General features: G+C 67.1%; 16 protein-coding genes and 1 other RNA gene. All 17 read left to right on the top strand.

Annotation, left to right across the window (positions count from 1 at the left end):
* The first annotated feature begins 177 nt into the window (after positions 1 to 177).
* The 17 genes from rnpB to ftsZ all read left to right on the top strand — a co-directional run bounded on the left by rnpB (position 178) and on the right by ftsZ (position 19,425).
* Positions 178 to 566: RNase P RNA component class A (gene rnpB, locus JJ959_RS16010), an RNA gene on the top strand.
* A gap of 281 nt (positions 567 to 847) precedes the next feature.
* Complete coding sequence (gene mraZ / locus JJ959_RS16005; protein ID WP_366817073.1) at positions 848 to 1,447, top strand: division/cell wall cluster transcriptional repressor MraZ; 600 nt, start codon at positions 848 to 850, stop codon at positions 1,445 to 1,447.
* On the top strand, positions 1,444 to 2,412 hold the full coding sequence (rsmH, locus tag JJ959_RS16000; RefSeq protein WP_292885636.1) for a 16S rRNA (cytosine(1402)-N(4))-methyltransferase RsmH: 969 nt from the start codon (positions 1,444 to 1,446) through the stop codon (positions 2,410 to 2,412). Before mraZ ends, rsmH begins: the two co-directional genes overlap by 4 nt.
* Complete coding sequence (locus tag JJ959_RS15995; protein ID WP_292885633.1) at positions 2,412 to 2,783, top strand: hypothetical protein; 372 nt, start codon at positions 2,412 to 2,414, stop codon at positions 2,781 to 2,783. The genes rsmH and JJ959_RS15995 overlap by 1 nt, the downstream gene beginning before the upstream one ends.
* Positions 2,780 to 4,516 carry a penicillin-binding protein 2 gene (locus tag JJ959_RS15990; RefSeq protein ID WP_292885630.1) on the top strand — a complete coding sequence of 579 codons (1,737 nt, stop codon included), beginning with the start codon at positions 2,780 to 2,782 and terminating at the stop codon, positions 4,514 to 4,516. Before JJ959_RS15995 ends, JJ959_RS15990 begins: the two co-directional genes overlap by 4 nt.
* Positions 4,503 to 5,996, top strand: a complete 1,494-nt coding sequence (locus JJ959_RS15985; RefSeq protein ID WP_292885627.1) for a UDP-N-acetylmuramoyl-L-alanyl-D-glutamate--2,6-diaminopimelate ligase — start codon at positions 4,503 to 4,505, stop codon at positions 5,994 to 5,996. The genes JJ959_RS15990 and JJ959_RS15985 overlap by 14 nt, the downstream gene beginning before the upstream one ends.
* Positions 5,993 to 7,429, top strand: a complete 1,437-nt coding sequence (murF, locus tag JJ959_RS15980) for a UDP-N-acetylmuramoyl-tripeptide--D-alanyl-D-alanine ligase (RefSeq protein ID WP_292885624.1) — start codon at positions 5,993 to 5,995, stop codon at positions 7,427 to 7,429. Before JJ959_RS15985 ends, murF begins: the two co-directional genes overlap by 4 nt.
* Positions 7,430 to 7,437: 8 nt before the next feature.
* Entirely contained in the window at positions 7,438 to 8,526 is a 1,089-nt protein-coding gene (mraY, locus tag JJ959_RS15975; RefSeq protein ID WP_292885621.1) for a phospho-N-acetylmuramoyl-pentapeptide-transferase, read from the top strand.
* 2 nt (positions 8,527 to 8,528) lie between these two features.
* The gene (gene murD, locus JJ959_RS15970; protein WP_292885618.1) at positions 8,529 to 9,917 is read left to right on the top strand and encodes a UDP-N-acetylmuramoyl-L-alanine--D-glutamate ligase; all 1,389 of its coding nucleotides are present in this window, start codon (positions 8,529 to 8,531) and stop codon (positions 9,915 to 9,917) included.
* Entirely contained in the window at positions 9,914 to 11,038 is a 1,125-nt protein-coding gene (locus JJ959_RS15965) for a putative peptidoglycan glycosyltransferase FtsW (protein WP_292885615.1), read from the top strand. Before murD ends, JJ959_RS15965 begins: the two co-directional genes overlap by 4 nt.
* Positions 11,038 to 12,174, top strand: a complete 1,137-nt coding sequence (gene murG / locus JJ959_RS15960) for an undecaprenyldiphospho-muramoylpentapeptide beta-N-acetylglucosaminyltransferase (protein ID WP_292885612.1) — start codon at positions 11,038 to 11,040, stop codon at positions 12,172 to 12,174. Before JJ959_RS15965 ends, murG begins: the two co-directional genes overlap by 1 nt.
* On the top strand, positions 12,171 to 13,616 hold the full coding sequence (murC, locus tag JJ959_RS15955; protein ID WP_292885609.1) for a UDP-N-acetylmuramate--L-alanine ligase: 1,446 nt from the start codon (positions 12,171 to 12,173) through the stop codon (positions 13,614 to 13,616). The genes murG and murC overlap by 4 nt, the downstream gene beginning before the upstream one ends.
* The gene (murB, locus tag JJ959_RS15950; protein WP_366817071.1) at positions 13,613 to 14,557 is read left to right on the top strand and encodes a UDP-N-acetylmuramate dehydrogenase; all 945 of its coding nucleotides are present in this window, start codon (positions 13,613 to 13,615) and stop codon (positions 14,555 to 14,557) included. Before murC ends, murB begins: the two co-directional genes overlap by 4 nt.
* Positions 14,554 to 15,471, top strand: coding sequence for a D-alanine--D-alanine ligase (locus JJ959_RS15945; protein ID WP_292885606.1), 918 nt, complete (start codon positions 14,554 to 14,556; stop codon positions 15,469 to 15,471). Before murB ends, JJ959_RS15945 begins: the two co-directional genes overlap by 4 nt.
* Positions 15,459 to 16,331 carry an FtsQ-type POTRA domain-containing protein gene (locus JJ959_RS15940; RefSeq protein WP_292885603.1) on the top strand — a complete coding sequence of 291 codons (873 nt, stop codon included), beginning with the start codon at positions 15,459 to 15,461 and terminating at the stop codon, positions 16,329 to 16,331. Before JJ959_RS15945 ends, JJ959_RS15940 begins: the two co-directional genes overlap by 13 nt.
* Entirely contained in the window at positions 16,331 to 17,629 is a 1,299-nt protein-coding gene (gene ftsA, locus JJ959_RS15935; protein WP_292885600.1) for a cell division protein FtsA, read from the top strand. The genes JJ959_RS15940 and ftsA overlap by 1 nt, the downstream gene beginning before the upstream one ends.
* Before the next feature lie 188 nt (positions 17,630 to 17,817).
* A complete protein-coding gene (ftsZ, locus tag JJ959_RS15930) occupies positions 17,818 to 19,425 on the top strand; it encodes a cell division protein FtsZ (protein WP_292885597.1) in 1,608 nt (535 codons plus the stop codon).
* Positions 19,426 to 19,451 lie beyond the last annotated feature (26 nt).

Genomic DNA, 19,451 nt, shown 5'->3' with positions numbered 1-19,451 from the left:
GGGAACAAACGGCAAATGCGATCCGGCTTCCTTAATGAAGCCGGCGACCGCGCAAATCAATCGCGGCGATCCTAACCGCCGATACAGGGGCAATTTTCCTTCCCCGCGACATTTATTGCGCCGCATCGGCAGCGTTGCTTGACCTCCGGCACATCCCGCCCCTATCTCTAGCGCGGATCAGGCGGTTGGATGGCCGCTGGCGGTTTCGGCCGCTGGAGGAAAGTCCGGGCTCCACGGAGACACGGTGCCGGGTAACGCCCGGCGGGGGCGACCCCAGGGAAAGTGCCACAGAAAGCAAACCGCCCGCCCGCTTCGGCTGGCAGGCAAGGGTGAAAGGGTGCGGTAAGAGCGCACCGCGCGGACGGTAACGGACGCGGCACGGTAAACCCCACCGGGAGCAAGACCAAATAGGGATGGCCGGTCGCGCCGCGAGGCGGCGGCAGATGGGTTTTCGCATCGTCATCCGGGTAGGTCGCGCGAGGCGGTCGGTAACGATCGTCCCAGAGGAATGGCCATACAGGTGCTCACGCACTGGACAGAACCCGGCTTACAGACCGCCTGATCCCGTAATTTCCCACCGACACCGGCGATGGTGAGAGATTTCTCACACGGAACAAGTCCATCACAAAAAGAACAAATCAAGAACAAATAACTAATATTGCCCCGGCGGGTATTTCCCTTTGCAGCGCTTTTCCGGCAGAACCGCAACTGTTCAGCGAGTTCTGTTCGTTAATCTTAAATCCTTCAAAAATCACAATAAAAACACCGCGAATACCGCGGTTTCCCGCCATATTCCCATTGCACTCCAGTTTTTCCCATGATATCCCATTATATCCCATAAGGGACCGTGCCACTCCCATGTCGACTCCATGGCAGCAAGGCACCGGCCCTGGACGGATGGACACAAGGCCGGACCGCAACGGTTCCGGCTTCTGGGTGGAACGGGCTTCCGGACGCGGAAGACCGGATTGAAACGGGGGACGTCGTGGCAGTTTTTCTGTCCACATTTGCGAACAAGGTTGACCGGAAGGGCCGCGTGTCCGTTCCGGCGTCCTTCCGCAGCGTCCTCGAACGGCAGGCTTCCTCCGGCCTGATCCTCTACCCGTCCTTCAAGCACCCCTGCATCGATGGCTGCGGCGACGAACGCATTCAGGAAATGGTCGACTCCATCGACCGGCTCGACGCCTTCTCCGAAGAAGCCGAGGATCTGCAGACCATTCTCGCCGACGCGCGGCAGCTCACCATCGACGGCGATGGCCGCGTGATGATGCCGAAGGACCTGCTCGACTATGCAGGCATCTCCGACACCATCATGTTCGTCGGCCTCGGTAAGTCCTTCCAGCTCTGGGAACCGGACGCCTATGCGGCGCACCGGGACGAGAAACGCAAGCGCGCACGCGACCGCGGCATCACCTTGCCGATGGCCGGGCGCGGGAGCGACAAATGAGCGGCGCGGTGCACATCCCCGTGCTCCGCGACGAGGTCGTCGACGCCCTGAGGATCGCCGACGGCAAGACCTTCCTCGACGGCACGTTCGGCGCGGGCGGCTACACGACCGCCATTCTCGAGGCTGCGAACTGCAAGGTCGTCGCGATTGATCGCGACCCGGACGCCATCGCGCGCGGCCAGGCCCTGATCGAACGTTTCGGCGACCGCCTGACCCTGATCCAGGGCCGTTTCGGCGACATGGACAGCCTGCTCGATGAGGCGGGCATCGGCCATGTCGACGGCGTCGCGCTCGATATCGGCGTCTCCTCGCCGCAGATCGACGAGGCGGCGCGCGGCTTCTCCTTCCGCGAGGACGGCCCGCTCGACATGCGGATGGAGAAGTCGGGGCCGAGCGCCGCCGATGTCGTCAATACCGAGAGCGAGCAGAACCTCGCCAACCTGATCTACCGGCTCGGCGAAGAGCGGCACTCCCGCCGCATCGCCAAAGCCATCGTCCTGGCACGGACCAGCGGCGCCATCCTTCGGACCTCCCAGCTCGCTGAGATCGTCCGGGGGGTGGTGCCGCGCGCCCGCGGCAAGGACACGATCGATCCCGCGACCCGGACCTTCCAGGCGCTGCGCATCCATGTGAACGACGAACTCGGCGAACTCGACCGCGGGCTCGCCGCCGCCGAACGGATACTTTGTCCGGGCGGCCGCCTCGCCGTGGTTTCCTTCCACAGCCTGGAAGACCGCCGGGTCAAGACCTTCATCCGCACCCGTGCCGGCAAGACCGCGCGGCCCTCCCGCCACGTTCCGGAAACCGGCGAGACCGGCCCGGCGCCGAGCTTCATAGAGATCACGCGCAAGCCGATCGGCCCCGGCGCGGAAGAGGAAAAGCGCAATCCGCGGGCCCGCTCCGCGCGGCTGCGCGTTGCCGAGCGTACCGATGCGCCGGCCTGGGACGACAGGGAGGCCGCGTAATGGTGCGCCGCTCCACCGCCCTCTGGCTGCTGCTCGCGACCTGCGCCGGGATCACGCTCTTCCTCGTCAAGCACGAGGTCCAGGAGCGCGAGGACCGGCTGAACGCCCTGCACAGCGAAATTCTCGACAATCAGGAAGCGATCCAGGTGCTCAAGGCCGAATGGAGCTACCTGAACCGCCCCGAGCGGCTCGAACGGCTGATCCGCGAGTTCAGCGAGGAGCGTCCGGCGGACCGCCTGCAGCGCGCCACCCTCGACATGCTGCCGCAGCCGCTCAACAGCGACGGCGAGGCGCCGCTGACGGAGGCCGCACATATCGGCGGCATCGTCCTGCCGATGGCCCGCCCGGTGACCGTGGGAGCGCCGCAATGACCCATACCCGGATCGATATCAACGACATCCCGAAGCCGGACAAGACGGTACGGATCGAAGGCACCGGACGGCAGGCTCTGGAACAGGGCCGCACCCGGTTGCTGATCGCCGGCTCCGTCTTTGCCCTCGCCTTCTGCGTGATCGCGGCGCGGGTGGTAGACGTTTCCGTCTTCGACCGCGGCGCCGAACCGAACCTCGCACAGGAAAGCAGCAATCTCGCGCACAAGACCGGCCGCGCCGACATCGTCGACCGCAACGGCATGCTGCTGGCGACCACGCTTTCGGTCCCGTCGCTCTATGCCGACCCGAAGAGCGTCATGGATCCGGTGGAAGCGGCCGACAAGCTGCGTACTGTGCTTCCGGAACTGGAGCGCGAAGACCTGCTCGCAAAGCTGGCGTCCGACAAGCGGTTCATCTGGATCAAGCGCAACCTCACGCCGCGTCAGCAGTACGACATCAACAGGCTGGGCGTGCCGGGGCTCTATTTCCAGAAGGAAAGCAAGCGGATCTATCCGCAGGGCCGGCTGACCGCCCATATCATCGGCCGCGCGGGTTTCGACGATATCGGACTTTCCGGGATCGAGAAGTCCCACGACTCCCTGCTCCGCGACGGCAGCGAGCCGCTGCGGCTTTCCATCGACCTGCGCGTGCAGCACATCCTGCGCGAGGAACTGCAGACCCAGATCGACGCCTTCGATGGTATCGGCGCTGCCGGCATCGTGCTCGACACCGACACCTCCGAGATCGTGGCCATGGTCTCGCTGCCGGATTTCGACCCGAACCGGCGCGACCAGATCTCCGACGACGCCCTCTTCAACCGGGCCTCGCTCGGCGTCTACGAGATGGGCTCGACCTTCAAGATCTTTAACACGGCGATGGCGCTCGATTACGGCACCACCTCGCTCTCCGGCGGCTACGACGCGAGCAAGCCGATTCGGATCGCGCGCTTCACCATCAGCGACTATCACGCCAAGAACCGCTGGCTCTCGGTGCCTGAAATCTTCATGTACTCGTCAAACGTCGGGTCGGTGAAGATGGCGCTCGATGTCGGCGGAGAACGTCAGCGCGCCTTCATGGAAAAGCTCGGCTTTCTAAAGGCTTCCGCGATCGAACTGCCGGAACGCGGGTTCCCGATGGCGCCGAGCCCCTGGCGTCCGATCAACACCATGACGATCTCCTTCGGCCACGGCATCGCGGTCAGCCCCGTGCATCTCGCGAACGGGGTTGCGGCCATGGTCAATGGTGGTATCCACCGCCCCGCGACCCTGCTCCGCCGCGCCAGCGACGAGTTGCTGGTCGGCGAACGGATCATCAAGGAAGAAACCTCCGCGGCCGTCCGCCGGCTGCTGCGTCTCGTGGTCGAGAACGGCACCGGCCGTAACGCTTCCGCCGAAGGCTATCTCGTCGGCGGCAAGACCGGCACCGCGGAGAAACCGGGCCAGGGCGGCGCCTATCGCCGCAAGGCCCTGCTGTCTTCCTTCGTCGGCGTCTTCCCGGTGACGGCTCCGCGCTACGTGGTGCTGGCCATGGTGGACGAGCCGAAAGGCAACAAGAGCTCGTTCGGATACGCCACCGGCGGCTGGGTCGCCGCTCCGGCGGTGAAACGGATCGTCGAGCGCGCCGCACCGCTGCTGAATGTGGCGCCGGTTGACGAGGATGCGCCCGAAATCCGCCGCGCTCTCATGGTGAAGATCCCCGAACCCAAAGGGAATAAAGCACTTGCGTCTTTCTGAGCTGATAAACGGCGACCTGGTCCGCCGCGATACCCGCACCGCCTCCCTGGCGGCGTCGGGCGCGCTTGAGCGCGAGATCGCGGGCCTGACCGCCGACAGCAGGGACGTGAAGCCGGGATATCTCTTCGCCGCGCTCTCCGGCAGCACTCTCGACGGCCGCAAATTCATCACCGACGCGGTCCGCCGCGGCGCGGTCGCCGTGCTGACCGAGAACGGAACCACCCCGGTCGAAAACGACATCGCGCTGATCGCGGACGACAATCCGCGCCGCCGCCTCGCCCTGATGGCGGCCCGCTTCTACGGCCGCCAGCCTGAAACGGTGGCCGCCGTCACCGGCACCAGCGGCAAGACCTCAACCGTCGAGTTCGTGCGCCGCATCTGGGCCGCGCTCGGCGAGAAGAGCGCCAGCCTCGGGACCCTCGGAATCACGACCGACGCGGGCTCGGAAGGTCCCGGCCTGACGACGCCCGATCCCGTTGCCCTGCACGCCGCTCTCGCCGGTCTTGCCGACCGCGGGATCGATCATCTCGCCATGGAGGCCTCGAGCCACGGTCTCGACCAGTTCCGCCTCGACGGCGTGAAGGTCGGCGTTGCCGCCTTCCTCAATCTCAGCCACGAGCATCTCGACTACCACCGCACCATGGCCGATTACCTGAAGGCCAAGGCGGGTTTGTTCGAGCGCGTGCTGCAGGCCGACGGCACCGCGGTGCTTTCGGCGGACGCGCCGCAATCGGCGGAGCTGGCCGAGATCGCGGCCGAGCGCGGCATCCGCGTACTCACCTTCGGACGGAAATGCGGCGCCGATTTCCGCATGACCGACTGGGAGGCGACAGCCACCGGCCAGCGCTTCTCCGTCACCCATGCCGGCCACACCCATGCGGTCGAGCTGCCGCTGATCGGCGCGTTCCAAGCGATGAACATCCTCGCCGCGACCGCGATCACCGTCGCCGCCGGCGCGGAGCTTGAACGGGTTATCGGCGTTCTCGCGAAGCTTGAGGGTGTACGCGGGCGCATGGAACTGGCGGCGCAGCATCCGAACGGCGCGCCGATCTTTGTCGACTATGCCCACAAGGCCGAAGCGCTCGAGACCGTGCTGAAGGCGATCCGCCCGCATGTCGGCGGTGCTCTGCATATCGTGTTCGGCTGCGGCGGCGACCGCGACCGGGGCAAGCGCCCGATCATGGGCCGGACCGCCATCGAGCTCGCCGACCATGTCTATGTGACGGACGACAATCCGCGCACCGAGGACCCGGCCGCGATTCGCGCCGAAATCATGGCCGCCTGCCCCGGCGCCGCCGAAATCGGCGACCGGGCGAAAGCGATCGAGACGGCGATCCGGGCACTTGGCCCCAAGGATGCGCTGATCGTCGCCGGCAAGGGCCACGAAACCTATCAGATCGTCGGAACCGAAATCCGGGACTTCGACGACCGAGACGCCGCGCGCGCTATCGTTTCAGCGCTTCTGGGGGACGTCCGATGACCGATATGCTCTGGACATCGGGTGAGCTGGAACAGGCGACGCGCGGCACCCTGCACGGCCCCGCCTTCGAGATCGCGGATCTCGTCATCGACAGCCGCAAAGTGACGCCCGGCTGCCTGTTCGTCGCCCTCCCCGGCGAGCGGGTGGACGGTCATGACTATGTCGGATCCGCACTCGAGGCCGGGGCCGCGGCCGCTCTGGTGAGCCGCATTCCGGCCGGTCTCGGCGCCGACGCGCGCCTGCTTGAGGTCACGGACGTACTCGCCGGCCTTCGTGACATCGCCGCCGCGGCGCGGAAACGCTGCAAGGCGACGGTGCTCGCCGTGACCGGCAGCGTCGGCAAGACAGGCACGAAAGATTCGCTGGCGGCCGCCCTCGCCGCTTTCGGCACCGTCCATGCGAGTGCCGGCAATCTCAACAACCATATCGGCGCCCCGCTGAGCCTAGCGCGGCTCCCGGCGGATACCGAATACGCGGTCTTCGAGCTCGGGATGAACCATCTCGGCGAGATTTCAGAACTCACCCGGCTGGTCCGCCCGCATCTGACGATCATCACCAATGTCGAGGAAACCCATATCGGGCACTTCCGAGACGTCGAGCAGATCGCGGAAGCCAAGTCCGAGATCTTCGAAGGCCTCGAGAAGGACCGGGGTCTCGCGGTCCTGAACCGCGACAACGCGCATTTCTACTTCTGCGCCGAACGCGCCGAAGCGGTCGGCGCGGAAATTGTCAGTTTCGGACGCAGCGAGGACGCGGATGTCCGTCTGATCGGCGCCGAATGCGGCCCGGACGGCTCGAACATCGTGGTCCGCGTCGAGGGCCGGCAGCTGGTCTACCGGATCGACGGGATCGGCCTGCACTGGGCCTTCAATTCCGTCGGGGTGCTTGCCTGCATGCACGCGCTCGGCCTCGACCTGCAGAAAGCGGCGCGGGCGATCCGCGAGGTCTCCGCCAAGGCGGGCCGCGGCCGGCAGGAAGAGATCGCGCTCGGCGAAACCGGCCTGCTGCTGATCGACGAGAGCTACAATGCCAGCCCGGCCTCGGTCACCGCCGCGCTCGAAGTGCTGGCGATGACCAAGCCGAAAGGCACTGGCCGGCGCATCGCCGTGCTCGGCGACATGCTGGAACTCGGCGACCGCTCGGAATTCCTCCATCTCGATCTGCTGGCCAAGGTCTGTGGCGCGGCCGATCTGGTCTTCACGGTCGGCCCGATGATGGATCGCCTGGCCCGCAACCTGCCGCCAATCCTGCTTGGCGGGCACGGGAACAGCGCCGCGGAAGTCGCCGACATGGTGACCGAACAGCTCGCAGAGGGCGACGTGGTGCTGGTGAAAGGTTCGCTCGGCACGGGGATGGCGCCGATCGTCGCCGCGATCCGCGCGCTTCCGGAAACCCGACTTTCAATGCCGCGCAACGCGGCCTACGGAGGCTAGGCCGCGCCATGCTGTATAATTTCCTCGCTCCGCTCGCCGACCAGGCCCAGATCTTCAACCTGTTCCGCTACCTCACGTTCCGGACCGGCGGCGCGATCATGACCGCGCTGCTGATCGGTTTCGTGCTCGGCCCCTGGCTGATCGACTGGCTGCGCTCCAAGCAGCGCGAAGGGCAGCCGATCCGCGAGGACGGACCGGAGAGCCACCTGCTGACCAAGAAGGGCACGCCCACGATGGGCGGGCTGCTGATCCTGATCGCGCTCTCGGTCTCGACCCTGCTCTGGGCCGATCTCAGCAACAGTTTCATATGGGCCGTGCTGCTGGTCACCGGCGGTTTCGGGCTGCTCGGCTTCGCGGACGACTTCCTGAAACTCACCAAGCGCAACACCAAGGGCCTGCCGGGCAAGCTGAAGCTCGCCGGTCAGATCGCGATCTCCCTGGTCGCGGTGCTGATGGTCCAGGCCGCCATGCCGGCGAACCTTGCGAACGGCCTTGCCGTGCCGTTCTTCAAGGACGTGCTGATCAATCTCGGCTGGTTCTTCGCGCCCTTCGCGATCTTCGTCATGGTCGGCGCCTCGAACGCAGTCAACCTGACCGACGGGCTGGACGGCCTCGCCATCGTCCCGGTGATGATCGCCTGCCTCTGCTTCGCGCTGATCGCGTACCTCACCGGCAACGCGGTGTTCGCCAACTACCTGCAGATCAACCATGTGCCCGGCACCGGCGAACTCGCCGTGTTCTGCGGCGCCCTGCTCGGCGCCGGCCTCGGGTTCCTCTGGTTCAACGCGCCGCCGGCCATGGTCTTCATGGGTGACACCGGCTCGCTTTCCCTCGGCGGCGCGCTCGGCACCATCTCCATCGTCACCAAGCACGAGCTGGTGCTCGCCATCATCGGCGGCCTCTTCGTGCTGGAGACCGTCTCGGTCATCGTCCAGGTCGCCTCCTTCAAGCTGACCGGCAAACGCGTTTTCCGCATGGCACCGCTGCACCATCACTTCGAGAAGAAGGGCTGGGCGGAGCCGACCATCGTCATCCGGTTCTGGATCATCGCCGTCATCCTGGCGCTGATCGGCCTGTCCACCCTGAAGCTGAGGTAGAGATGATCCCCTGCCACAGCAAATCGGGTAAACGCCTCTTCGTCATGGGCCTCGGCCTCAGCGGTCTCGCCACCGTCGAGGCGCTGGTCGAGGGCGGCGCCGAGGTGCTCGCCTGGGACGACAACGGCGAACGGCGCGCGAGCGCGGGGCGGCGGGATGCGACGATCGCGGCCCCGGACTCTGTCGACTGGTCCGAAATCGACTATCTGGTGCTCAGCCCGGGCATTCCGCATACCCATCCGGAGCCGCACCCGGCCGCCGCGATGGCAAAAGCGGCGGGCGTGCCGATCATCGGCGATGTCGAGCTGATGCTCGCCGAGTGCCCGGACGCAAAGGTGATCGCGATCACCGGCACCAACGGCAAATCGACCACCACCGCCCTCATCGGACATATCTTCGAGACCGCCGGCAAGAAGGCGCAGGTCGGCGGCAATCTCGGCACGCCGGTGCTTTCCTTCGAGCCGCTCGGCGCCGACGGCACGTACATCCTCGAACTCAGCTCCTACCAGCTCGAGCTGACGCCGTCGCTCGCCCCCGAGATCGCGATCCTGCTGAACATTTCGCCGGATCATCTCGACCGGCATGGCGGGTTCCGCGGCTATATCGACGCCAAGGTCCGGATCTTCGCGAACCAGACCGCGAACGACACGGCCATCGTCGGGATCGACGATGCCGAATCCGCCGCCATCGCGGAGGGCATCGACGCGCAGGCGCCGAAGCTGATGCGCATCTCCGGCAAGGACAATGCGGCGGCGGATCTGCGTTATTCCGGCTCCTCGCTCGTTGCCTGTGGCAAGCCGGTCATGAGCCTCACCCCGGCCAAGACCCTGCCCGGAGACCACAACCATCAGAACGCCGCGGCCGCCTATGCCGCCTGCCGCGCGGCGGGGATCGACGCGTCCGTGATCGCGGACGCGATTTTCAGTTTCCCGGGCCTCGCGCACCGTCAGGAACTGGTGACCGAGCGCGACGGCATCCGCTACGTCAACGACAGCAAGGCCACCAATGCCGACGCCACCGAACGCGCGCTCGGCTGCTACGACCCGATCTACTGGATCGCAGGCGGCCGCGCGAAGGAAGGCGGCATCGCGCCGCTGAAGCCGTACTTCCCGAGGATCCGCCACGCTTTCCTGATTGGCGAATCCGCGTCGAGCTTCGGCGAGACCCTTGGGGACGCCGTTCCGCACACCCAGTGCGGCACCCTCGACAAGGCCGTCGATGCCGCGCACCACATGGCGCGCAAGGAACATCTGCGGGGCGCGACGCTGCTGCTGTCGCCGGCCGCCGCGTCCTGGGATCAGTTCGACAATTTCGAGCAGCGCGGCGACCGCTTCCGCGACCAGGTTCTCCGGCTGACCGAGATGGGTGACGGCGGGGAGGCGCGGCCATGAGCACGATCGCCCGCACAGACACGAGCATTCTCGGCCGCTGGTGGTGGACCGTCGACCGCTGGACCGCCGGCGTGCTGCTGCTCATCATCCTGTTCGGCGCGCTGATGATCTTCGCCGCGAGCCCGGCCGTGGCCGAACGGATCGGCCTCGACAGCTATCACTTCGTGCGCCGCCAGCTGATGCTGCTTCCGGTTGCCGCCGGTGTGCTCTTCACCTGTTCGCTGATGAGCCCGCTGCAGGTCCGGCGCGCCGCGACCATCGGCTTCATCGGCTGCATCGGTCTGCTGGTTCTTACCCTGATGTTCGGCGCCGAGATCAAGGGCGCCAGGCGCTGGCTCAGCGTCGCCGGGTTCTCCCTGCAGGCCTCCGAATTCCTGAAGCCCTGCTTCGCCGTGGTCGCCGCCTGGATGTTCGCCGAGTGGCGCAAGGAAAGCGGCTTCCCGGGTCAGTGGATCGCGATCGCGCTCTATGGCCTCGTTGTCTCCCTGCTGCTGCTGCAGCCGGACCTCGGACAGACCGTCGTGGTCTCGCTGGTCTGGTTCGGCCAGTTCTTCCTCGCCGGCCTCCCGATGATTCTGGTCGGCGGTGCGATCCTGCTCGGCGCCGGAGGCCTGGTCGCGGCCTATTTCCTGCTGCCGCACGTCAACGACCGGATCAACCGCTTCCTCGATCCGGCGGCCGGCGACAGCTACCAGGTCGAGCGCTCGCTGGAAGCGTTCCGCAGCGGCGGCCTGCTCGGCACCGGCCCCGGCGAGGGTCAGGTGAAGGCCTTCCTGCCGGACGCCCATGCCGACTTCGTGTTCTCCGTCGCCGGAGAGGAATTCGGCGCCATCGTCTGCCTGCTGCTGATCGTTCTGTTCGGCTTCGTCGTGCTGCGCGGCTTCGCGCGCCTGTTCTCCGAGCAGAGCCTGTTCGTGCTGCTGGCGGGCGCCGGCCTGCTGGCCCAGTTCGGCCTGCAGTCGATCATCCATATGGCCTCCGCCCTGCAGCTCATGCCGGCGAAAGGCATGACCCTGCCCTTCATCAGCTATGGCGGCTCCTCCCTGCTCGCGCTCGCCCTCGGCATGGGCCTGATGCTGGCGCTGACCCGCAACCGGGCCGGCCGGATGGAGGCATTGTGATGAGCGGCGGAACCGTCATCCTCGCCGCCGGCGGCACCGGCGGGCACATCTTCCCGGCCCTCTCGCTCGGTCAGGCGCTGATCGCGCGCGGCGTCCGCGTCGCGCTGGTCACCGACGACCGCGGCGGGCGCTACGAGGGCGAAAACCCGGACATTGCCGTGCGCCGCATCCGCGCCGCCAGCCCGAGCAAGGGCGGCGTCGCCGGCAAGGCGAAGGCGATCGTGGAGCTTGGCATCGGCGCGCTGCAGGCGGCGATCCACATGAAGGGCCTCGGTGCCGCGATCGCGGTCGGGTTCGGCGGCTATCCCTCAGTACCGACCGTACGCGCCGCCGCCTTCCTCGGCCTGCCGGTCGTCCTCCACGAACAGAATGCCGTGCTCGGCCGCGCCAACCGGTTCCTTGCGCCGCATGCCGAGAAGATCGCCACCTCGTTCCGCGAGATGACCAATCTCTCGGCCGGCGAGGCCGCGAAATGCCATTTCACCGGCAACCCGGTGCGCGACAGCGTGCTTGCGCTCCGCGGCGAGAGGACCGTCGTCTCGGATGGCCCGGTGAACCTGCTGGTCTTCGGCGGCAGCCAGGGCGCGACCGTGTTCTCCAATGTCGTCCCGGCCGGAATCGCCGAGCTTCCGGAAAATCTCCGCGCCCGGCTGCGCATAACCCAGCAGAGCCGGGCGGAAGACATCGAGCGGGTGAAGGCCGAGTACCAGCGCCTCGGCGTCGCCGCCGACATCCGCGCCTTCTTCGACGATCTGCCGGACCGCATGGCCTCCGCCGATCTGGTCATCGCCCGTTCCGGCGCCTCGACCATCGCCGAGCTGACCACCCTCGGCCGACCGTCGATCCTGGTGCCCTATCCGAGCGCCGCCGACGACCACCAGACCGCCAATGCCCGTGCCGTCGAGGCCGGCAAGGCGGCCTGGGTCATGACCGAACCGGACGAGTTCACCGCTCCGAAACTCGCCGGCGCCCTGCTCGGCCTCTTGAAGGCCCCGGACCGCCTGAACAGGGCTGCCGCCTCGGCGCGCGACCTCGGCACGCCGGATGCGGCCGAACGTCTCGCCGATCTCGTCATCGCCACCGCGCCGGCGCTTGCCGCCGCTCCCTCGAACCCGCAACAAGGACGCGCCGCATGAGAGAGATGCCCCTCAGCATCGGAACCATGCATTTCACCGGCATCGGCGGGATCGGCATGTCCGGCATCGCCGAGGTACTGCACAATCTCGGCTATTCGGTGCAGGGCAGCGACATTGCGGAAAACCCGAATGTGCGCCGCCTCAAGGATCTCGGCATCAAGGTGTTCATCGGCCAGCAGGCCGCGAATATCGAGGACGCCTCCATCGTCGTCATCTCCACCGCGATCAAGCGCAACAACCCCGAACTGCTGGCCGCGCGCGAGCGCATGCTGCCGGTGGTTCACCGCTCCGAAATGCTGGGCGAGCTGATGCGGCTGAAATGGTCGATCGCCTGCGCCGGCACCCACGGCAAGACGACCACAACCTCTCTGGTCGCCGCCATGCTGGACACGGCCGGGCTCGACCCGACCGTGATCAACGGCGGCATCATCAACGCCTACGGCACCAATGCCCGGCTCGGCTCCGGCGACTGGATGGTGGTCGAGGCGGACGAGAGCGACGGCAGCTTCAACCGGCTGCCGGCGACCATCGCCGTCGTCACCAACATCGATCCGGAACATCTCGACTTCCACGGTGATTTCGACAAGCTGCAGGACGCCTTCCGAGCCTTCGTCGCGAACATCCCGTTCTACGGCTTCGCCACCCTCTGCATCGACCACCCGACGGTGCAGAAGCTGATCCCGAAGGTCTCCGACCGCCGCATCGTCACCTACGGTTTCTCGCCGCAGGCCGACGTCCGCGCCGTCAATCTTGAGATCACCTCTTCCGGTGCGACGTTCGACGTCGTGATCGCGGATCGCGCGCACGACACCGAGCGCACGATTGAGGGCGTAATCCTGCCGATGTACGGCCAGCACAACGTCTCCAACGCCCTCGCCGCGATCGCCATCGGCATCGAGATGGGCCTCAAGGACGACATGATCGCCAAGGCGCTTGCCGGCTTCAGCGGGGTGAAGCGGCGCTTCACCAAGACCGGCGAGACGGACGGCATCTCGGTGATCGACGACTACGGCCACCATCCGGTCGAGATCAGCGCCGTGCTCTCCGCCGCGCGCTCGGCCTGCCCGGACGGACGGGTTTTTGCCGTTGTGCAGCCGCACCGCTATTCCCGCCTGCACGACCTCTTCGAGGATTTCTGCGCCTGCTTCAACGATGCCGACGGCGTCGTCGTCGCGGACGTCTATGCCGCCGGCGAGGATCCGATCGAGGGCGCCGACCGGGACAGCCTGATCGCCGGTCTCCGCGCCCGCGGGCACCGTCACGTCTATGCACTGAACGACCCGTCCGAACTCGCCGGCATCGTCGCGGACATCGCGAAGCCGGGCGACATGGTCGTCTGCCTCGGCGCCGGCAGCATCACCAACTGGGCGCAGGCCCTGCCGGGCCAGCTCGAACCGCTGGTGAGCGGCGCCACGCGCGCCGCCGGGAAGGAGGGGCAATGACCATGGCCGCCCTTCGTACCGACCAGACCCGTCCCCTGATCGAGCGTCTGCCCGAAGTGCGCGGGCGCTATCAGGAGAATGTCGATCTCGCGCAGCAGACCTGGTTCCGCGTCGGTGGTCCGGCGGAGATCGTGTTCCGCCCGGCAGATGCAGAAGACCTCGCGGCCTTCCTGCTCGGCAAGCCGGCCGATGTGCCGGTGACCGTGATCGGCGTGACCTCCAACCTGCTGATCCGCGACGGCGGCATTCCGGGCGTGGTGATCCGGCTCGCCCGGGGTTTCAACGAAATCCGCTTCGGCGCCGACATGGTGACCGCAGGCGCCGCCGTGCTCGACCTCAACCTGGCGAAGGCCGCGCTCGCCGAAGGCCGCGACGGCCTCGCCTTCATGTCCGGCATCCCGGGCAGCATCGGCGGCGGCCTGCGCATGAATGCGGGCGCCTACGGCCGCGAGTTCAAGGACGTCCTGTTCTCCGCCGAACTGGTGACCGGCGACGGCATCATCCGGCGCGTGCCGGCCGCCGCGCTCGGCATGTCCTATCGCCACACCAACGCGCCGGCCGACTGGATCTTCACCGAAGCGACCTTCCACGCCCCCGCCGGAGACAAAACGGAAATCGCCCGGGCGATGGACGAGATCAAGCAGGCCCGCGAGAGCAGCCAGCCGATCCGCGAACGGACAGGTGGCAGCACTTTCGCCAATCCGGAAGGCCACAAGGCCTGGCAGCTGATCGACGCGGCGGGCTGCCGCGGTCTGCGTGTCGGCGGCGCGATGGTCTCGGAACAGCACTGCAATTTCCTGATCAATACCGGAACCGCGACGGCCTCGGACATCGAGACCCTCGGCGAGTCCGTGCGGCGCCGGGTGAAAGAGAAGAGCGGCGTGGAGCTGCGCTGGGAAATCCGGCGCATCGGCGTGACCAGACAGGGAGAAGGCGCATGAGCAAGCACGTCGCGGTTCTGATGGGCGGCTGGTCGGGCGAGCGCGAGGTTTCGCTCTCCAGCGGCCGGGAATGCGCCAAGGCCCTGCGCGAGGCCGGCTACCGGGTGACCGAGGTTGATGTCGACCGGCAGATCCCGTTCCGGCTCGCCGAACTGAAACCGGATGTCTGCTTCAACGCCCTGCACGGCCGCATCGGCGAGGACGGCAATATCCAGGGCCTGCTGAACATCATGGATATTCCCTATACCCATTCCGGCGTCGAGGCCTCGGCCATCGCGATGGACAAGCCGCGCGCCAAGGAACTCTTCGCCCGCGCCGGCATCAAATGCCCGGTCGGCGTCGTGCGCTCCCGGGAAGAAGCCCTCGAGCGTGAGGCGCTGAAACGCCCCTACGTGCTGAAACCGATCGACCAGGGCTCCAGCCTCGGCGTCCACATCGTGCGTCCGGGCGACAATTACCGTCCGACGAAGGAAGACTGGCCCTTCGGCGACATGGTGCTGGAAGAGAAATTCATCGCCGGCCGCGAGCTGACCGTCGCCGTGCTGGACGGGGCCGCCCTCGCGGTGACCGAGATCACCTCGGAGCGCGGCTTCTACGACTACGACGCAAAGTACGCCGCCGGCGGCTCGATCCACATCCTGCCGGCGCGGCTGCCCGAGGCGGTGACCGCCCGCGCGCTGGAAATGGCGGAGAAAGCGCATTCGGCACTCGGCTGCCGCGGCGTCAGCCGGGCCGATCTGCGCTTCGACGACACCGAAGCCGAAGCGGATCCCGACAATCTCTATCTGCTCGAGGTCAACACCCAGCCGGGCATGACCCCGACCTCTCTGGTTCCCGAACAGGCGAGTTTCCGCGGCATGAATTTCCCTGCGCTCTGCGCCAAGCTGGTGGAGGACGCACGATGCGACTACTGAGCCCGGCCAAGGGCAGCAAAAGCAAGAAAACCGCCGCCAAGCGTCGTCCGGCCCGGCGTCCGAGGCTGTCGGCCCGCCGCATGCGGCAGGTCCTGATCGGCACCGGCTTCGCCGCCCTGACCGCGATCGTCGCCGGCACCGGCTGGCATGCGGCCCGCACCGGCGCCATCGGCCAGCTCGCCGCCGCCATCGACGATGCCGGCATCGCGGTCTCGAACGAACTCGGCCTCGTCGTCTCGGACATCCTCGTCGAGGGCCGCTACCGCACCGAACGCAGCGATTTGGTGAGCGCAATCGCCACCGACCGCGGCACGCCGATCCTCGGCGTCGATCTCGCCGCGCTGAAGGCGCGCGTGGATGCGCTGCCCTGGGTCCGCACAGCGACCATCGAACGGCGCCTGCCCGATACGCTTTTCGTCCGCCTGGAGGAACGCACCCCGCTCGCGCTCTGGCAGCGCGACGGCGAGTTGACCCTGATCGACGATCTCGGCGTCGAGGTACCGGGACAGAACCCGCGCCGCTTCGCCGATCTGCCGATTGTCGTCAGCGACGAAGCGCCGGTTCGCGCCCGTTCCTTCCTCGCCCTGCTCGCCCGCGAGCCCGACCTGAACAAGCGCGTGCGCGCCGTCACCTGGATCGGCGAGCGGCGCTGGAACGTACGCCTCGATACCGGCGTCGACATCGAGCTGCCGGAGCGGGCACCGGAGAAGGCCTGGTCCCATCTCGCCCAGCTGCAGCGCGACCATCACGTGCTCGACCGCGACGTGGTCGCCATCGACCTGCGCCTGCCGAACCAGCTCGTGGTCCGCGTCGCGCCGGACGTCTCCAGCCGTCTCCGTAACCCGGGAAAGGACACCTGATGCGCAAGAGCCTGGTCAAGCCGCGCACCGGCACCGTCGCGATCCTGGATATCGGATCGACGAAGATCTGCTGCCTGATCGCCCGGATCGGCGAGAGCGGCGCACGGATCGCGCCCGGCGAAGGCGGCAAGAGCCTGCCCGGCATCCGGGTCACCGGCATCGGCCACCAGGTCGCGCGCGGCATCCGCAGCGGCATGGTGATCGACATGGCCGAGGCCGAGGAATGCGTGCGCGCCGCGGTCCATACGGCGGAGAAGATGGCCGACGAGACCATCCAGCGGGTCTTCGTCAATCTCTCCGGCGGCTATCCGCATTCCCAGACCGTCGGCGTCGAGGTCGCGATCGGCGGGCAGGAAGTCGGCGATACCGACATGCGCCGCATCCTCAGCCAGTGGCAGAAACTCGAGGTCGAGGCCGACCGTCAGCTCATCCACTCGATCCCGGTCGGCTATTCCATCGACGGCAGCCGCGGCATCCGCGACCCGCGCGGCATGTGCGGCGTCCGTCTCGGCGCCTCCATGCACATGGTCACCGCCGCCTCCAGCGCGGTGCGCAACATCGCCAGCGTGATCGAACGGTGTCATCTCGGAATCGAGGCCTTCGTGGTCTCGCCCTACGCCTCCGGCCTCGCCTGCCTGGTCGAGGACGAGCGCGATCTGGGCGTCACCGTGATCGACATGGGCGGCGGCACCACGACCATGGCCGTCTTCTTCGACGGCAGTGTGATCTATACCGACTGCGTGCCGGTCGGCGGCGCGCACATCACGAGCGACATCGCCCGCGGTCTCGCCACCCCGGTGCACGAGGCCGAACGGCTGAAGACGCTCTACGGCAGCGCCATCCCATCCAGCCTCGACGAGCGCGAGGTGATCGACGTCCCGCTGGTCGGCGAGCAGGACGAGACCCATCCCAATCACGTCCCGAAATCCCTCCTCATCCGGATCATCCATCCGCGTCTGGAGGAAACCTTCGAACTTGTCCGCAACCGGCTGGAATCCAGCGGTTTCGACAAGGTCGCCGGCCGCCGCGTGGTGATCACCGGCGGGGCGAGCCAGATGCCGGGGATCCGGGATCTGGCGCAGGAAATCCTGGACAAGCAGGTCCGTCTGGGCCGGCCGATCCGGGTCAACGGGCTGGCCGATGTCGCCAGCGGTCCGGCCTTCGCGACGAGCGCCGGACTGCTCGCCTATGCGGCCGATCCGGCACTCGACGCGTCCCGGCAGGGACATGTCGCCAACAAGGAGACCGGCGGCGGGCTGTTCGGCCGCGTCGGCTCCTGGCTGAGGGAGAACTTCTGATGATCGAGACCCGGTTCCACCCCGCCGCACATGCCGGCCCGCGCCCGAACGCAACGGCCCGACAACCGAGCCACAAGAATTCAGTGACAGAACGTTCACCGTCCCCGGCCGAAAGGCCCAATACCCGCGTGCTTAAGGCACGCATCCCCCAGAGCACCCTCTAAACGCGAGAACAGGAGGCCACCCCCATGACCATCAACATCTCCGTCCCCACCGAAGACAACGAACTGAAGCCCCGGATCAGCGTGGTCGGCGTCGGCGGCGCCGGCGGCAATGCCGTCAACAACATGATCCGCTCGAACCTCGAAGGCGTCGAGTTCATCGTCACCAACACCGACGCCCAGGCCCTCAAGCAGTCGCTCGCCGACCGCACGATCCAGCTCGGCACCGGCGTGACCCAGGGTCTCGGTGCGGGTTCCCGGCCGGAAGTCGGCCGCGCCGCCGCCGAGGAGGCAATCGGCGAGATCATGGAGAACCTGCGCGACAGCAACATGGTCTTCATCACCGCCGGCATGGGCGGCGGCACCGGCTCCGGCGCCGCTCCGGTGATCGCCCAGACCGCCCGCGAGAACGGCATCCTGACCGTCGGCGTGGTGACCAAGCCGTTCCACTTCGAAGGCCAGCACCGCATGCGCATCGCCGATCAGGCGATCGAGGAACTGACCCAGTATGTCGACACGCTGATCATCATCCCGAACCAGAACCTGTTCCGGGTGGCGAACGAGAAGACGACCTTCGCGGACGCCTTCAACATGGCCGACGACGTGCTGCATTCCGGCGTGCGCGGCGTCACCGACCTGATGATCATGCCGGGTCTCATCAACCTCGACTTCGCGGACATCCGCACGGTCATGAGCGAGATGGGCAAGGCGATGATGGGCACCGGCGAGGCGAGTGGCGAGAAGCGCGCCATCGACGCAGCCGAGGCCGCGATCAACAACCCGCTGCTCGAGGACACCACGATGAAGGGTGCCCGCGGCGTGCTGATCAACATCACCGGCGGCATGGACATGACCCTGTTCGAGGTCGACGAGGCCGCCAACCGCATCCGCGAGGAAGTCGATCCGGAAGCCAACATCATCTTCGGCTCGACCTTCGACGAGAAGATGGAAGGCACCATGCGGGTCTCCGTGGTCGCCACCGGCATCGCCGCCGAGGGCATGGCCGCCAAGCGCCCGCCGCTGACCGTCGTTCCGACCAAGGCGAAGGCATCTCCGATGCCGAAGCCGGCCGCCGAAGCAGCCCCAGCCGCTGCGGTTGCCTCCGCCACCTCCATGCCGACCGCTCCGGCCGCCGACATCCCGGCGATCTCGGCCACGACCGAGACCGTCCACGTCGCCGGCAACACCCTCGTGATCGGCGAGATGGATCTCGACGAGGCCGCGCTCGAAGCCCAGACCAAGGCCGATGCCGCGAAGAGCATGAAGACGGAAGAAGAGCCGGCCGCACCGAAGGCCGGGGACAGCTTCATCGCCCCGCCGCCGGCGATGCCGGAAACCAAGGCCGCCGGCGGCGAGCCGGATCCGTTCCAGGCAGCGGCGATGGTCAATGCCGGCGGGCGCGAGAGCGCCGCGGAGAAGACCCCGAGCCTGTTCACCCGGATGACAGGGATCGGCAGCAAGAAGCCGTCCGAGCCGGCCCCGGAAGCCCGCCCGCAGCGTTTCGTCGACGTCAACGCAGCGGAACCGAAGCAGGCCCGTCTCGGCGCTCTGGAACAGTCGGAAAGGGTCGCACCGTCCCGTCAGGACGACGACCTTCTGGACATTCCGGCCTTCCTTCGCAGGCAGGCTAACTAACCTGGATTTTACGCCGTTACATCAAA

It is taken from the genome of Nisaea sp. (assembly GCF_017640745.1).
Lineage (GTDB): Bacteria > Pseudomonadota > Alphaproteobacteria > Thalassobaculales > Thalassobaculaceae > Nisaea.
The sequence above is the reverse complement of the archived record's forward strand: the minus strand, read 5'-3'. Positions and strand labels throughout refer to the sequence as shown.

Excerpts from the sequence above, each read along its gene's own strand:
- murG (WP_292885612.1), top strand. The coding sequence starts at position 11,038 with ATGAGCGGCGGAACCGTCATCCTCGCCGCCGGCGGCACCGGCGGGCAC.
- JJ959_RS15965 (WP_292885615.1), top strand. The coding sequence starts at position 9,914 with ATGAGCACGATCGCCCGCACAGACACGAGCATTCTCGGCCGCTGGTGG.
- JJ959_RS15945 (WP_292885606.1), top strand. The coding sequence starts at position 14,554 with ATGAGCAAGCACGTCGCGGTTCTGATGGGCGGCTGGTCGGGCGAGCGC.
- JJ959_RS15995 (WP_292885633.1), top strand. The coding sequence starts at position 2,412 with ATGGTGCGCCGCTCCACCGCCCTCTGGCTGCTGCTCGCGACCTGCGCC.
- mraY (WP_292885621.1), top strand. The coding sequence starts at position 7,438 with ATGCTGTATAATTTCCTCGCTCCGCTCGCCGACCAGGCCCAGATCTTC.
- murC (WP_292885609.1), top strand. The coding sequence starts at position 12,171 with ATGAGAGAGATGCCCCTCAGCATCGGAACCATGCATTTCACCGGCATC.
- murB (WP_366817071.1), top strand. The coding sequence starts at position 13,613 with ATGACCATGGCCGCCCTTCGTACCGACCAGACCCGTCCCCTGATCGAG.
- JJ959_RS15940 (WP_292885603.1), top strand. The coding sequence starts at position 15,459 with ATGCGACTACTGAGCCCGGCCAAGGGCAGCAAAAGCAAGAAAACCGCC.
- rsmH (WP_292885636.1), top strand. The coding sequence starts at position 1,444 with ATGAGCGGCGCGGTGCACATCCCCGTGCTCCGCGACGAGGTCGTCGAC.
- ftsZ (WP_292885597.1), top strand. The coding sequence starts at position 17,818 with ATGACCATCAACATCTCCGTCCCCACCGAAGACAACGAACTGAAGCCC.
- ftsA (WP_292885600.1), top strand. The coding sequence starts at position 16,331 with ATGCGCAAGAGCCTGGTCAAGCCGCGCACCGGCACCGTCGCGATCCTG.
- murF (WP_292885624.1), top strand. The coding sequence starts at position 5,993 with ATGACCGATATGCTCTGGACATCGGGTGAGCTGGAACAGGCGACGCGC.
- murD (WP_292885618.1), top strand. The coding sequence starts at position 8,529 with ATGATCCCCTGCCACAGCAAATCGGGTAAACGCCTCTTCGTCATGGGC.
- JJ959_RS15990 (WP_292885630.1), top strand. The coding sequence starts at position 2,780 with ATGACCCATACCCGGATCGATATCAACGACATCCCGAAGCCGGACAAG.